Below are 15,301 nucleotides of genomic sequence, written 5' to 3' on the forward strand. Positions count from 1 at the left end.
AGGTCAGGATTGGCTTATTACGTTGTCGGACAAAGTGATCCGGCGCGAGGAGGAAGCATGCGAGTCGCGATGTTCGGGTACCAGACCTGGGGTCACCGCACCCTCGAGGCACTACTGAACGCGGGCCACGAGGTAGCGCTGGTCGTCACCCACCCCAGGAGCGAGCACGTCTACGAACGGATCTGGGCCGACTCCGTCGCAGATCTCGCCACCGAGAACGGCGTACCGGTCGTGATCGCCAACCGGCCCGACGACGACATGGCCAGAGCGGTCAAGGAGGCCGAGCCCGACATCATCGTCGCCAACAACTGGCGCACCTGGCTGCCGCCGGAGATCTTCGCGCTGCCGCGATACGGCACCCTCAATGTGCACGACTCCCTGCTGCCCGCCTACGCGGGCTTCTCGCCGGTGATCTGGGCACTCATCAACGGAGAGAAGGAAGTCGGCGTCACCGCGCACATGATGAACGAGGACCTCGACGCCGGCGCCGTCGTGGTGCAGCACTCGGTGCCGGTCGGCCCGCGAGACACCGGAGCTGACCTGTTCCACAAGACCGTCGATCTCATCGAACCGGTCGTCACCGAAGCCCTGGCGCTGCTCGCCGACGGACAGGTCACGGCGACCGAGCAGGACCCCGCCATGGCCAGCTTCTTCCACAAGCGGTCGCTCGAGGACAGCCGCATCGATTGGACCTGGCCCGCCGAGGACATCGAGCGGCTGGTGCGCGCCCAATCCGACCCCTACCCCAATGCTTTCACGCTCCACCAGGGCCGACCGCTGCGGATCGTGCGCGCCTCGGTCTCCCAGCGTGCCTACGGCGGCACACCCGGCCGCATCTTCATTCCCGAAGGCGAGGGCGTGGTGATCGTCGCCGGTGCGGACGCGCGGCGCGGACGCAGCCACGGGCTGGTGATCGAACGCGTCCGGACCGAGGACGGCACCGAGGTCGCCGCCCGTGACCACTTCCGCACCATGGGCGGCTACCTCGGCGGGTAGTCGCTCAGCCGCCACTCGACGGCTCGGACATGGCGACGGCGATCTTGCGCGGTCCGGTGAACGGCTCGCGGCCGTGCGCCGTCGCCATGTTGTCGACGATCAGCAGATCGTCGCGCCGGTAGTCGAATCGCGTCGAGGCCTCGCGATAGCACTGGCGCAGATGGCCGACGACGTCGTCGGGAATCGGCGCGCCGTCGCCGTAGTAGGTGTTGTTCGGCAGTCCGTCCCATCCGTAGATGTCGAGCAGCCCCTCGCGCACCGACGGATCGAGGCTGCTCTCGTGGAAGAGCACGATGTGGTTGAACCACAACGGTTCTCCGGTCACCGGATGGGGGTGGACGACATCTCGAACAGCCTTGGTCCGCAGGGCATTACCCGCGCGCCACTCGGGTTCGACGCCGCCCGCCGCGCACAGTCGCTCCACCTCGCGGCGGTCCTCGGTGCCGAAGGCGGTCCACCACCGCAGACCGATGTCCTCGCCGTAGTTGCGCACGACCATCCAGCGTCGTCGCTCGAACTCGGCCCGGACGGCCGGATCGATCAGTTCGTAGACCTTCCGCGTCGAGGCCAGCGGTGTGGCGCCCTGGGTCTGCGGCGGTTCGACGCAGTGGAAGAACAGCGTCAGCGGCCAGATCGCCTGATAGGACATCTCGTTGTGGAGGGGGATCTCGGCGTGCTGGGGGTATTCGGTGGAGGTGTAGACATTGCCCTTGATCCGGGTCCGCGGCGAGGACTGCTCGACGTAGGTCAGCAGTTCCCCCGATACGGCGCGCACACAATTCGCGAACCCGTCGGCTCCCCCGATGTCGAATCCGCGCAGCAGCACCGCGCCGTGTTCGGTGAGCCGAGCACGGATCGAGGCGCGGTCGCTGCGCAGTTGTTCGACCGCTGGGCCTGTTCCGTCGACAACGAAGGGCATTGCCAGTGGCGCCGATGGCGTATCGATGGTCATCCATCCTCCAGAACCTCTGAATGATTAGGTTAGCCTATGCTATTTTGACGCTCAGTTTCCGTCGATTTCGACGAAAACCGTTGAACCCCTTACCGACAGCCGCGGCATCTGTGCCGAGACCGGTCGCGCAGCCCTGCGAAGGAGCACTCATCCATGAATCAACAACCCGTTTCGCGGCGGTCCTTGAACCGTCGCCAGTTCTTCGGGTTCGGCGCCGTGGCCGTCGGGTCGGCGGCGCTGCTCGCGGCCTGCGGCACCAGCGGTGGATCCGACAACGGTGCGGTGCAGCCTGATTCGGCAGATTCCTTCCCGGTGACCGCCACCGACAAATTCGGCCCCGTCACCATCGACCGGGGGCCCGCGACGATCGCCTCCGTGGGCCGCACCGACCACGATGTGCTGCTCGCACTCGGCATCACCCCGGCCACGGTGTACCGCTTCGTCCCGCCCATGACGAAAGGCGTCGGCGTCTGGGCCGAATCGAAACTCGGTTCGGCGAATCCGACGATCCTGACCAACCCGATCAATATCGAGCAGGTGCTGGCCGTGCGGCCCGACCTCGTCCTCAATGTGCAGTCCGCGGGCGACGAGACCGAGTACCGGGCGCTGACCAAGATCGCACCCACGCTCGGGCTGCCGCCGAACACCGCGCCGAACACGGTGACCTGGCAGGACTCCACGCGGATCATCTCCGCGGCGGTGGGACGAAAAGCGGACGGCGAGAAGCTGATCAGCGACACCCAGGCCGTCCTGGACCGGGCGAAGGCCGCGAATCCGGCCTTCCACGGCAAGACCGTGTCGATTCTGCTCGGCAGTGCGCGGCAACTGGGCGTGTACACCGTCAACGACACGCGGATGAAGATCGCCACCGCACTGGGCCTGGTGCCCACGGCGTACGTGGCCGGGCTGGACTCCTCGAAGTTCTTCGTGGAGATGTCCTCGGAACTGGTCAACCAGGCCGACGCCGACGTCGTGGTGGTGTTGACCAGGGAGGGGCTCAGCCGCGCCGACACCCTCGCGCAGTACCCGGCGCTGGCGGCGTCGCGGGCCGCGCAGGAGAACCGTCTCGTCGTGGTCGAAGACTTCAACATCTCGTTGGCGCTGGCCGCCGGTTCGGTGCTGAGCGTGCCGTATGCCGTCGACGGTCTGGTGCCGCTGCTGGCGCGCCGCTTCGCCTGATCCGGCGTTGTCATCTGCCCGGCCGCGCGTCTCAGCGTCGCGGCCGGGCAGGGCTCCGTCATGTCCCGCGCAGATGGTCCGCGACGATCGGACCGATCTGCTTCAGTGAATGCGGAGCCATCAGATCGTCGTGGTCGAAGTTCACCGGGTAGTCGTCGATCCGGCCGGACAGGTAGGGACGCCAGCCGGCCAGTGCCGCGCCTTCGCCGTCTTCGGCAGCGAAGAACACCACGTCACCGGTGAATCTCGACGGCGCCGCGGTGCGGTCGATCCGGGTGATCGCGAGCAAGCTGTCGACCAGCTCGCCGATCTCGCTCTCCGCCAGACCACCGAACACCCCACCGAATTCGGCTGCGTAGCCGCGCACGGTCGCCGCGGTGACGGTCACCGGATCCAGACCGCTCACGTCGTAGCCCGCTCGTTCGAGCCAGCGGTAGTACAGGGTCGACAGGTCCGGCGGTGAATCACCTACTGCCCCAGGCGGATCCACGTCCACGTAGGCGTCCAGCAGCACGAGCAGCGGTACCTCATGGCCCCAGCTCTCGAGCACCGTGCCCACCATCTGGGCGATCCGTCCGCCCAACGACCAACCCAGCAGGTAGTACGGCCCCTGCGGCTGGAGCGCGACTATCCGGGCGGCGTAGCTGCGCGCCAGGTAGGGAATGCCGGGGGCGGCCAGGTGGTCGGTGTCGATGGCCGTGGCCTGGAGCCCGTAGACCGGCCGGTCCCGATCCAGATGCGGAAGCAGGCCCGAATACATCCACGCCAGGCCCAGTTTGGGGTGCACGCAGAACAGGGCGGGCTTGTCGCCGGTCCGGCGGATCGGCAACAGCGGCGCGAACGCTCCCTCCTCCCTGGTACCGGTCGGCAGTGCCGCCACATCGCCGATATCGACGATGCGCGCCAGCGCGGCGACAGTCGGGGCATCGAAGACGGTCCGCAGCGCCACCTCCACACCGAGTTCGGCCTGCACCCTGGCCACCAGCCTGGTCGCCAGCAGCGAATAGCCACCGAGCTCGAAGAAGGAATCGTCCGCGCCGACCCGTTCCACGCCGAGGATCTCGGTGAACAACGCGCACAGCGTTTCCTCGGTCGAGGTCGTCGGCGCGCGGTGCGGCGCGGACGCGCCGAGCTCCGGTATCGGCAGCGCCCGGCGGTCCACCTTGCCCGACGGGCGAAGCGGTAGCTCGCGAAGGCAGACCACCGCGGCGGGAATCATGTGTTCGGGCAGCCTGCCGCGCAGGAACCCGCGCAGGTCCTCGCCGGTGACCGGGTCGTCCCCGCTGGTGGCGCAGTAGCCGACGAGCACCGCCACCTTGGTCGAGGACCGGGCCGTGACGACCACGGCATTGCGGACCGAACGGTGTTCGGCCAGTACGGATTCGATCTCCTGCAATTCGACCCGCATCCCGCGGATCTTGACCTGGTCGTCGGCTCGGCCACGGAACTCGAGGGTCCCCTCCGGGGTCCAGTAGCCGAGGTCGCCGGTCCGGTACATGCGCTCGCCCGGCGGGCCGAACGGGTCGATGACGAACCGTGCCGCCGTCGCCGCGGGATCGTTGACGTATCCGCGGCCGAGGGGCAGCCCCGCCACGTACAACTCGCCCTGGACGCCGATCGGGACCGGCTGGAGCAGCTCGTCGAGCACATAGATGCGGGTGTTGGGATTCGGCCTGCCGATGCTCACCGAGCCACGTTCGGTGCCGGGCTGGTAGATCAGGTGGCTGACCCCGATCGTCGCCTCCGCCGGACCGTAACCGTGGTACATGATCGCATCGCCCAACCGGTCCCGGAATCGGGTGAACAACTCGGGAGTGAGCGCCTCACCACCGCACCACACATGGTGGAGCGTGCCGGACACCTCCTCGATGCCCGGCAGCCCGAGCATCACGTCCAGCACCGAGGACACCAGATAGGCGAAGCTGACCCGGTGTTCAGCGATGATGTCGAGCAGCCTGGCGGAATCCCGTTCGGCGCCGGGTTCGGCGATCACCAGCCGGGCTCCGGTGACCAGCGGCAGGAAGATCTCGTTGATCGAGATGTCGAACCCGAGCGGGGCTTTGAACAGGGTCGCGTCACCGGGTCCGAATCCGAGGAGTTCGGCCTGCCAGAGCAGGCGGAAGCAGATCGGCCGGTGCCGGATCATCGCGCCCTTCGGGCGGCCGGTCGTGCCCGAGGTGTAGATGACGTAGGCGAGGCTGTCGCCGGTGAGCGCCGGTGCGGGGCTCGCGGGAGCGGCCGACGGCAGCGGGGTGGTGACGGGATCCACGGCCAGCACGTCGATACCGGCCAGATCCGGAAGATCCGCGCGGTTGCTCGCGGTGGTCAGCACCAATCGCGCGGCCGAGCTCCGGCAGATCTCGGCGACCCGCGCCGCGGGCAGCGACGGTTCAGCGGGCGCGAACGCCGCGCCGCAACGCAGGACGGCCAGCAGCGCGACAACCAGCTCGGCGCCGCGGTCGAGATGAATCGCCACGATCTGCTCGGGCCCGATCCCGTACGCGGCGATCCTGGTGGCCAATGCCGCTGCCCGGCAGTCGAGTTCGGCGTAGGTGAGCCGGGCGCCCGCACCGACCACCGCGACGGCCTCCGGCGCCCGCCGAACCTGTGCGGCGAACAGCTCGGGCAGGGTGACCTCCGGTTCGGGCGCCGCGGTGTCGTTGAACTCGTAGAGCAGCCTGCGGCGTTCGGCGGCGTCCAGCACGTCCAGCTCGGCGAGCCTCGTTTCCGGTGCGGCAGCCATGACGTCGAGTACCCGCAGCAGCTTGGCCAGCATCGACATCGCCGTCGTCGCGTCGAACAGATCTGTGCTGTAACCGATTTCGAGGTCGAGCCCGGCTCGGCCCGGTCGATCGGTGAACCGGAACGACAGGTCGAATTTCGCGACCGGTAGTTCCGGGACGATGAGTACGGTCCGCACACCGTCCAGGTTGACCTGCCCCGGTGCGTCGTCGTAGGTCACCATCGCCTGGAACAGCGGATGCCGGGCAGGCGACCGTTCCGGATTCAACGCCTCGACCAGTCGCTCGAACGGCACATCCTGGTGTTCGAGGCCGCCGAGCACCGCGTCCCGGCTGCGGGCGGCGATCTCTCGCAGGGTCGGATTGCCTGCGACGTCGTTGCGCACCACCAGGGTGTTGACGAAGAAGCCGACGAGGCCGGTCAGCGCGTCGTCGGTGCGGCCAGCGATCGGCGTGCCGAGCGGAATGTCGGTTCCCACACCGAGTTTGGCCAAGGTCACCGCCACCGCCGCCTGGACGACCATGAACTCGCTTGCGCCCAGGTCGCGCGCGAGTTCGCGCAAGCCGCTCGCCGTGGATGCCGATACGGATGCGCGCACGGCACGGCCGCGGTAGGACGGCTGCCGGGGACGCGGCCGGTCGGTGGGCAGGGTGAGTTCGTCGCCGATGCCGTCGAGGGTGTCCTGCCAGTAGCTGATCTGGGTGGCGGCGAGACCGGCGGGATCGTCGTCGGCGCCGAGGAGATCGCGTTGCCACAGCGTGTAGTCGGCGTACTGCACCGGCAACGGCGACCATCGCGGCGCACCACCCGCGCGGCGGGCGCGATAGGCGGTGCCGATGTCGTCGAGCAGCACACCGGTCGACCAGCCGTCGCCCGCGATATGGTGCAGCACCACCGACAGCACGTGCTCGACTTCGGCATCCTCGTTCTCGCAGTGCCACAACCGGAAACGGATGGGGAGGTGACGGTCGAGCTCGAACGAGTGCCCGGCGGCCTCGCTCAGCTCGATGTCCAACCGATCCGCGGCGATGTCGCGCACCTCGAGTTCCGGTCGGCACTCGGCCGCGTCCAGAATCCGCTGCCGAGGTCCTTCGGCGTCGGTACCGATGACGGTGCGCAGACTGTCGTGGCGCGCGAGCACGTCGGCGAGGGCCGCGCGCAAGGCCGCCACGTCGAGCGGACCGGTGATGCGCAGGGCGAAGGGGATGTTGTAGTGCGGTGTCGGGCCTTCGAAGCAGTACAGGAACCACAGCCGCTGCTGTGCGAACGACAGGGGAATGCGGGCCTGGCCGGTACGCGGTCGCGGTGACGGACGGGTGCCGGTCGCGGTGTGCTCGATTGTGGCGGCCAGGCCCGCGACCGTCGGCTGGTCGAAGATCGCGCGCGCGCTGATCTCGCGCCCCAGGCGGGTCCGGACCCGCGAGACGAGTCGCGTGGCGAGCAGGGAGTGCCCGCCCAGCGCGAAGAACGAGTCGTCGGCGGCGATCCGGGACGGGTCGTGGCCGAGGACCTCGGCGAACAGCGCGGCGAGTACCCGTTCGGTGTCGGTGCCCGGAGGTCGGCTGCCGGTGCTGTCACCGAAGTCGGGAGCGGGCAACGCGCGCCGGTCGAGCTTGCCGTTCGCGGTCAGTGGGAGCCGGTCCATGTCGACGAACGCCGCGGGAATCATGTACTCGGGCAGTCGGTCACGCAAGTGGGAGCGCAACGCGACCGGATCCGGGGAACGGCCGACGACGTATGCGACGAGGTAGGTGCCGCCGGGCCGGTCGTCGCGGTCCACCACCGCGCACTGTGCCACGTCCGGGTGGGTGGCCAGGGCCGAGGTGATCTCGCCGGGTTCGATGCGGAAACCGCGGATCTTCACCTGGTCGTCGGCGCGGCCGATGTAGTCGAGCTGCCCGTCCGCCGACCGTCGGGCCAGGTCACCGGATCGGTACCGACGCTGTCCGGGCGCACCGAACGGGTCCGCCACGAACCTGGTCGCAGTGAGGCCGGGTCGGCCGAGGTAGCCACGCGCGAGTTGTGTTCCGCCGACGTAGATCTCGCCGTCGACGCCGACGGGGACCGGGCGCAGCGCGGGGTCGAGCACGGACACGTCCAGGCCGGGCAGCCCCCGGCCGACGGCGCTCGCCGCCGAGACCGTGTGCGCGGCGCCGAGCGTCAGATGGGTGACATGCACCGTGGTTTCGGTGATGCCGTACATGTTGACCAGGCGGGGCGCGTCGTCGGCGTGGCGCCGGTACCACTCGGCCAGGCGCGTCGGTTCGAGCGCCTCGCCGCCGAACACGATGAGGCGCAGGGCGAGTGGGGCACCGGTGCGTTCGGCGTCGGCTCGCGCGAGTTCGTCGAAGGCCGACGGTGTCTGGTTGAGGACGGTGACCTGATGTTCGGCCAGCAGCTCGAGGAAATCGCCGGGCGACCGGGTCACCTCGCGCGGCACGACGATCAACCGCCCACCGTGCAGCAGCGGCCCCCACAGCTCCCACACCGAGAAGTCGAATGCCGCGGAGTGGAACAGCGTCCACACGTCGTCGGGGCCGAGATCAAGCAGTGGCCGTGCGGCGGCGAACAAGGCCACAACACTGCGATGGGAGACCACGACGCCCTTCGGCGTTCCGGAGGAACCGGAGGTGTAGATGACGTGCGCGGGGTGGTCCGGGCGCAGTCTCGCGATCGGCTCGTGCCGATCGAACGGAGCGCCCCCGGACTCGGGCTCATCGTCGACCGCGAAGCAGCGGAGCCCGAGATCTCCCGGGACCGCCTGATTTTCGCCGGTGATCACGGCAGCGGGCGTGGCGTCGCCGAGGACGAATCGGATGCGGTCGGCCGGGTAGTCGGGATCGATCGGCACATAGGCCGCGCCGGACTGGAGGACACCGAGGATCGCGACCACGAGATCGGCGGAGCGGCCGAGCAGGATCGCCACCCGGTCCTCCGGGCCGATGCCCGCCCGAATCAGCTTGCCCGCGAGCCGCTGTGCCCTGGCGTCGAGTTCCGCGTACGTCAGTGCCACCGGCCCGCTCACGACCGCGACCGTGTCGGGCGCGCGGCGCGCTCGAGCGAGGAAGAGTTCCGGCAGGGTCGCGGCGGGGACAGCTACGGGGTCACCGTGCCCGGCCCGCAGGAAGGCAGCGCGTTCGGCGACGGTGAACGGGTCGATCGCCGCCACGGGCGCATCCGGATGCGCGACGATCTCGGCGAGGGTCGCGACGAGCCGGTCGAGCAGCGTTCCCGCCGCGACGTCATCGAACGCGTCGGGCCGGTATTGCAGAGTGAGTTCGAGGGCACCGGGCGCAGGCACGGCCATGAGCGTCAGCGGGTAGTGCGTGGCGATCGGGCGGTCGACGGCGCTACAGCGCAGACCGGCGTCGCGCTGCACCCGGGTGATCGCGTCGGCGTCGAACGGGAACGACTCGAACACCACCAGGGAGTCGAACATCTCCCCCACGCCAGTGCCGATCGCCTGCTGGATGTCGGCGAGCCCGACGTGATGGTGGTCGAGCAACGCCACCTGCTCGGCCTGCATCCTGGTCAGCAGATCGGCCAGGCGCTCACCCGCGGGAAGACGGACCCGGACCGGCACCGTGTTGATGAACAACCCGATCATCGATTCGACGCCGGGCAGATCGGCGGGTCGACCCGAGACCGTCGCCCCGAACACCACATCGTCGCGACCGGTGAGCCGCCCCGCGAGCAGGCCCCATGCGCTCTGGAGCACGGTGTTGACGGTGACGCCGAGGCGCTGCCCCAACCGGTTGAGCCCCGCGACCAGCGCCGGTTCCACGGTCCGGCCGACCTTGTCAGGCAGCGACGCCGATGTCCCCCGCACCTGGGGGGCGAGCAGCGTCGGCTCCCGAATCCCGTCCAGGGCAGCGGTCCACGCCGCCGTCGAGGCCGCGCTGTCGCGCTGCCGCAGCCAGGCGAGGTAGTCGCGGTAGGGCCGCGGTGCCGCACCGTTGCCCGCCGCTCCCGCGGTGGCGTAGAGGGTGAACAGGTCACGCATCAGCAAGGGCGTGGACCAGCCGTCGCTGATGATGTGGTGGTTGGCCAGCACCAGGCGGTGCGACCGGTCGCCGAGGCGGACCACCAGCAGTCGCAGCAGCGGCGGCTGCTCCAGGTCGAACCGGGTGCGCCGGTCCCGCTCGACAAGTCGGCGGGCCTCGGTCTCGGCTTCGGGGTGATCGGACAGATCGACGTGCGTCCATGGGACCTCGACGGTGCGCAGCACGACCTGCATCGGCTCGTCGAAATCCCGGACGATCGCGGCGCGCAGCACCGCGTGCCGTGCGACCAGCGCGGCCATGGCCGCGCGCATCCGGTCCTGGTCGAACGGTCCTTCGAGGTCGAGGACGAGTTGCGCGACGTAGACGTCGATCGTCGCGGGATCGTGCTCGTCCCACGTCGCGTGGAACAGCAGTCCCTGCTGGAGCGGGGACAGCGGCAGGATGTCCTCGATCCCTGATCCGGTGGCGGTCACGACTTCCTCCATTTCGCTTCGAGGGCGTCGAGCTGGGATTGGTTCAGCGACACCAGGGAAAGGTCCGACGGCGTGTGGCCGCCTACTCCGGGCCCGGCCGCGTACCGGATCAAGGCCGTAAGCGCGGCACGCCACCGCTCGGTCATGGCGTGCACGTCGGCGTCGGTGAGGATTCCGCTCGCGTACATCCAGTGCGCGGTCATCCGCGCCCCGTCCGGTCCGACCTCGGTGACGGCGTTGACGACCAGCGCGGTCGGCACCGGCATCGCCGGATCGTAGGCGGCACCGAGCCCACCGCGGCTGATCGACCACTCGCCCGCCCCGGCGTCCACCCTGCCCAGATAGTTGAAACCCAGTTGCGGACCAGCGAATTCACGAAGTCGCGCCTGTGCGGCGGAGTCCAGATAGCGCAGCATCCCGTAACCGATGCCGTGGTCCGGCGTCGCGCGCAGGTGCTCTTTGACGCGCTTGACGGCGATCCCGGCGGCCGGTCCGGCCGCGAACGCGTCGTCGAGGTCGATTCCCGCCAGATCGAGGCGGACCGGATATTGGGTGGTGAACCAGCCGACTGTGCGCGACAGATCCGCGCCCGGTACCGCGGACTCCTCGCGGCCGTGTCCTTCCATGAGCACCAGCACCGACTCGGCGTCGGATCCGCTGTCGCGTCGCCAGCCGGCGACGGCGAGGCCGAAAGCCGCCAGCAACGCGTCCTCGACGGTGCCGAAGAAGGCCTGGGGCACCGAGGTGTGGAGAGCTTCGGTCGTCTCGGCGTCCAGTTCGACGGTCACCGATTCGACGCTCGACCACGTGTCCTGACCGGGGTCCGGTCGGCGCGATCCCAGCAGATCGTCGGGGCCGTGCAAGACGGTCTGCCAGTAGTCGAGCTCCCCGGCCCGCGACGCGGCCTGCTCCACCGATCCCCGCGACCAGGTCCGCACGGAGCTGCCGACAGGGGGCGGCGCCGGGTCCGCACCGGCGGCGGCCGCGCGCCACGCGCCCGCCAGGTCCTCCACGAGAATGCGCAGCGACACCCCGTCGACCACCAGGTGGTGGGCGACCAGCAGCAGCTGTCCCGGGCTCGAACCAGTGTCGAACCACACCACTTGCGCCATCACCCCGTTCACGGGATCGAGGCGGTCCGCTGCGGACTCGCGTTCGTCGGCGACGAGGTCGGCGGTGATCGCCTCGGCGACCTGGACCCGACGGACGAGCGATTCCACGCGAATCGCGCCGCGCGGGCGGACATCCAGGTGTGGCTGCGCCGCGCGCACCAGCCGGGCGCGCAGAACATCGTGGGTGTCGAGCACCGCGGCCAGCGCGGGCACGAGCGTGCCGAGGTCAAGGGGTGGAACGTCGACGAGCACCCACATGCGGTGCCGGTCACCGAGCAGACCGCGCTCGGCGAAGGACCGCATGATCGGCGACGCCTCGACCGTTCCGACCGGATCGTCGGGCGCGGCAGCGGGTCGCGGTTCGTCGTCGCGGGTCGCGTAGGCGGCGAGGGCTTCGATCGTGCGATGTTCGAAAACGTCCTTGGGCAGGATCTTCAGGCCCGCCTTCCTGGCACGGCTGACGAGGCCGATCGCGAGGATGCTGTCCCCGCCGACTTCGAGGAACGAGTCGGTCACGCCGATGCTCTCGTTGTGCAGAACCTCGGCGAAGATCCGGGCCAGCGTTTCCTCCGCGACACCGGACGGCGGCCGGGAAGTGTTCGCGCCGATCGCGAATTCCGGTGCGGGCAGTGCGCGGCGGTCGGTCTTGCCCGACGGCGACAGCGGCAATTCCGCCAGCACGACCACGGCCGCCGGGACCATGTGTTCGGGCAGTTCGCGGGCGAGATACTCTCGCAGTGCGGCACCGTCGGCGGAGCCCGCCTGCTCGGCGGGAACGGCATAGGCCGCCAGATACAGTCCGCCGGGTCCGTCGGAGCGGCCGACCACGACCGCGCGGGCGACGGCGGGATGCCGCTCGAGCACGGCTTCGATCTCTCCCGGCTCCACCCGGTATCCGCGGATCTTCACCTGTTCGTCGACCCTGCCCACGAATTCGAGCGCGCCACCCGAGTTCCAGCGCACCTGGTCGCCGGTGCGGTAGAGCCGCCCGCCCGGCTCGGAACCGGCGGGGACGAACGGGTCGGCGATGAACCGCCCCGCGGTCAGACCCGGCCGACGCAGATATCCGCGAGCCAGCTGCACCCCGCCGAGGTAGAGCTCGCCGGTGGCGCCGACCGGAACCGGACGCAACGATCGGTCGAGCACATAGCACCGAGTATTGGCGACCGGGCGGCCGATCGGGATCGAACCCGCTGGTCGCGCCCCGTCATCGCCGATGCCGATGTCGTACAGCGTGCTGCCGACGGTGGTCTCGGTGGGCCCGTACTCGTTGATCACCTCGATCGTGCCGGTGGCCGGGGGCTGCCATCCGGTCAGCGCTTCCCCGCGCAGCGCTTCTCCGGCGATCACGAGTGTGCGCGGACCGTCCGCGGCGAAGAGCGCCGACGGCAACAGCGGTAGATGACTCGGCGTGACCTTGAGGAACGACGCGGGCCCGGTAGCCGTCGCGATCGCGTCCGGTCCCTCCGCGCACAGCTCCACGACGCCACCGATGAGCAGCGGCCCGTAGAGGGGTGTCACGGTGAAGTCGAAGGATATCGACGAGTGCAGCAACGTGCGTCCGGCCAGTCCGGTGAATCGGCGGATGGCCCAGTCCAGGTGGTTGCTCATCGCGCGGTGCGAGACGACAACGCCTTTGGGCACGCCGGTCGACCCGGATGTGTAGATGACGTAGGCGGGGTTGTCCGGTCGCAGCGGGGTGGTTCGGTCCCGATCGGACAGGGCCGCGCCCGACAGGGACGCCAGCCGCGCCGCGAAGTCCGGCTCGTCCAGCACCCCGCGGGGCACGCCCGCATCCGGGAGCTCCGCGGCCACCGCGGTCGTGGTGAGCACGAGATCGGCGCGTGCGTCGTCGAGCATCAGGCGCACACGGTCGGCGGGATAGGACGGATCGACCGGAACGTACGCCGCGCCCGCCGCGAGGGTTCCCAGCGCCGCGACCACCATCGCGACGGATCGCGGGACGGCAAGCGCGACCGTGTTCTCCGGTCCGATGCCTCGGCCGACCAGATACCGGGCGAGCCGGTTGGCCCGCGCATGCAGCTCGGCGTAGCTCACTTCGACTGTGGCCGAACCATTTCCGGGTTCGATGAGCGCGGTCGCCGTCGGCGTCCTGGCTGCTTGTTCGGCGAAGCGGTCCGGCAGCGGGCGGGCGTCGGCCGGTGCCGCGGTGTCGTTCCATTCGCGCACGACCCGCTCACGTTCGCCCGGTGTGAGCAGGACGAGCTCGCCGATCGGTGCGGTGGGCTCGGTGAGTACGGCGTCGAGCAGCCGATCGAGCTGACCGAGCAGCCGCGCGACCTGGTCGTCGGCGCCCTCGCCCGCCGGATAGTTGGCCTCGACGGACATCTCGTCACCGTCGGTCTCGACCGCGAGTGTCAGATCGAAGCGGGCATCGCTGCCGGGGACATGTCGCCTGCTCACCTGGAAACCGGCGGCGCGCAGCGGTTCCAGCATCGGTGCGCGCAGCGACAGCACGACATTGAAAAGGCGCCCGTCACCGCGCGGCCGTTGCGCGTCGGCGGTTCTGGCGATGTCGTCGAGCTCGACGTGCTGGTGGATGTAGCCGTCCAGGCAGGTTGTCCGGCACCGAGCCAGCAGCGTGGCGAAATCGTCGGCGGGATCGACCTCGGCGCGCAGCGGGATCGTATTGCCCAGGTAGCCGATGACCGACTCGGCGCCGGCGAAGTCACGATTGACAACCGGTGCGCCCACGAGGAATTCGCGTGCGCCGGTGTAGTTGTGCACCAGCGCGGAAAACGCGGCGAACAGCACCATGAAAGTCGACGCGCCTTCGCGCCTGGCGAGCTCCCTGACGCGCCGCCCGGTGCCCTGTCGCATCGGCTGGGCCCGCTCCTGTCCCGGCCCGCCCGCTCCGCCGGAGATACCGGGCAGATCCAGCACCGCGGGCAAGGACGCGAGCTTGCCGCGCCAGTACGCGAGCCCGGCTTCGTCGGCAGCGCTCGCCCCGAGTGCGGCGTCGGCGAACTGCCTGGCCGCTCGATCGTGCGGCAGCGACGCACCGCCGAGCAGGCGCCGGTAGCCGTCCATCAGCTCGCCGAAGAACACCGCCGTCGTCGCGTCGTCCCACACGATGTGATGAGCGACCACGACCACTGTGCTCGTCGCGTCGCCGGTTCGGATCACCCGGACCCGCAGCGGCGAATCCTTCGACAGGTCGAACGGACGCCCGGCGACGGCCCTGGCGAGTTCGTCGACGCGCACGGCACGCTCCCCGTCGACCAGCTCGCCGACGTCGAACTTGTCGTAGACAGCGGGCAGATCCTCGGCCACCACTTGCACGGGCCGGTCGTCGTCGATGCGATAGGTCGTGCGCAGGATGTCGTGCCGGGCGACCACCGCGTGCACAGCGCGCTCGAGCAGGTCCGGATCGAGCGCGCCGACAACGTCCACGCAGATCGTGACGTTGTAACCGACCGTCCCCGGATCGAGCTGCTGAATCGACCACATGCGCTGCTGGCCCGGCGAGAGCGGGCGTGGGGCATCGGAGGGGGCCGAATCGCTCGGCTGCACTGCGGGAGCTTTGAGGAGAGCGGCCTCGGCCAGGCGGCGATGGAGCAGTTCACGACGACGTTCGGCCAGGTTCGCAGATCTGTCCGCACTCATGCGGGACCGCCTTTCGCTTCCGGGGCAACCGAATTCGGCTGGGCGATCGGCTCCCCCGAGATGGTCATCGGACTTCAGGCGTGCGCGGGTGTCACGGCGTGGAACTCACCGCTGTCATCGTCGAATGGACTGTGGGACATGCCATCTCCTCGATCCGATGAACACCGGGCCCCAGAAGTAAAGCAAGCCTTGCCTAATCATGGCAAGGGGTTGCCG

5 protein-coding genes are annotated in these 15,301 nt (G+C 69.5%); 2 read left to right on the top strand and 3 right to left on the bottom strand.

The genetic code is table 11. The features are described from left to right. Positions 1-57: 57 nt before the first annotated feature. Positions 58-996 (top strand): methionyl-tRNA formyltransferase, encoded by a 939-nt coding sequence (locus ACFWPX_RS08530; RefSeq protein ID WP_378926850.1) that lies wholly within the window; start codon positions 58-60, stop codon positions 994-996. 4 nt (positions 997-1,000) lie between these two features. On the opposite strand, the gene ACFWPX_RS08535 is transcribed toward ACFWPX_RS08530, so the two are convergent. After that, positions 1,001-1,948, bottom strand: a complete 948-nt coding sequence (locus tag ACFWPX_RS08535) for a TauD/TfdA family dioxygenase (protein WP_378926852.1) — start codon at positions 1,946-1,948, stop codon at positions 1,001-1,003. A gap of 153 nt (positions 1,949-2,101) precedes the next feature. On the opposite strand from ACFWPX_RS08535, the gene ACFWPX_RS08540 reads away from it, so the two are divergent. After that, positions 2,102-3,127 (top strand): ABC transporter substrate-binding protein, encoded by a 1,026-nt coding sequence (locus ACFWPX_RS08540; protein ID WP_378926853.1) that lies wholly within the window; start codon positions 2,102-2,104, stop codon positions 3,125-3,127. Positions 3,128-3,185: 58 nt separating this feature from the next. On the opposite strand, the gene ACFWPX_RS08545 is transcribed toward ACFWPX_RS08540, so the two are convergent. Then, the gene (locus tag ACFWPX_RS08545; RefSeq protein WP_378926854.1) at positions 3,186-10,346 is read right to left on the bottom strand and encodes an amino acid adenylation domain-containing protein; all 7,161 of its coding nucleotides are present in this window, start codon (positions 10,344-10,346) and stop codon (positions 3,186-3,188) included. After that, entirely contained in the window at positions 10,343-15,085 is a 4,743-nt protein-coding gene (locus ACFWPX_RS08550) for an amino acid adenylation domain-containing protein (RefSeq protein ID WP_378926855.1), read from the bottom strand. The genes ACFWPX_RS08545 and ACFWPX_RS08550 overlap by 4 nt, the downstream gene beginning before the upstream one ends. Positions 15,086-15,301 lie beyond the last annotated feature (216 nt).

The organism is Nocardia sp. NPDC058518 (genome assembly GCF_042719655.1).
In the GTDB taxonomy this organism is placed as follows: domain Bacteria; phylum Actinomycetota; class Actinomycetes; order Mycobacteriales; family Mycobacteriaceae; genus Nocardia.

What these genes read in the sequence shown, in the direction of transcription:
- ACFWPX_RS08535 (WP_378926852.1), bottom strand. Translation starts at nt 1,948, where the DNA reads ATGACCATCGATACGCCATCGGCGCCACTGGCAATGCCCTTCGTTGTC.
- ACFWPX_RS08540 (WP_378926853.1), top strand. Translation starts at nt 2,102, where the DNA reads ATGAATCAACAACCCGTTTCGCGGCGGTCCTTGAACCGTCGCCAGTTC.
- ACFWPX_RS08530 (WP_378926850.1), top strand. Translation starts at nt 58, where the DNA reads ATGCGAGTCGCGATGTTCGGGTACCAGACCTGGGGTCACCGCACCCTC.
- ACFWPX_RS08550 (WP_378926855.1), bottom strand. Translation starts at nt 15,085, where the DNA reads ATGAGTGCGGACAGATCTGCGAACCTGGCCGAACGTCGTCGTGAACTG.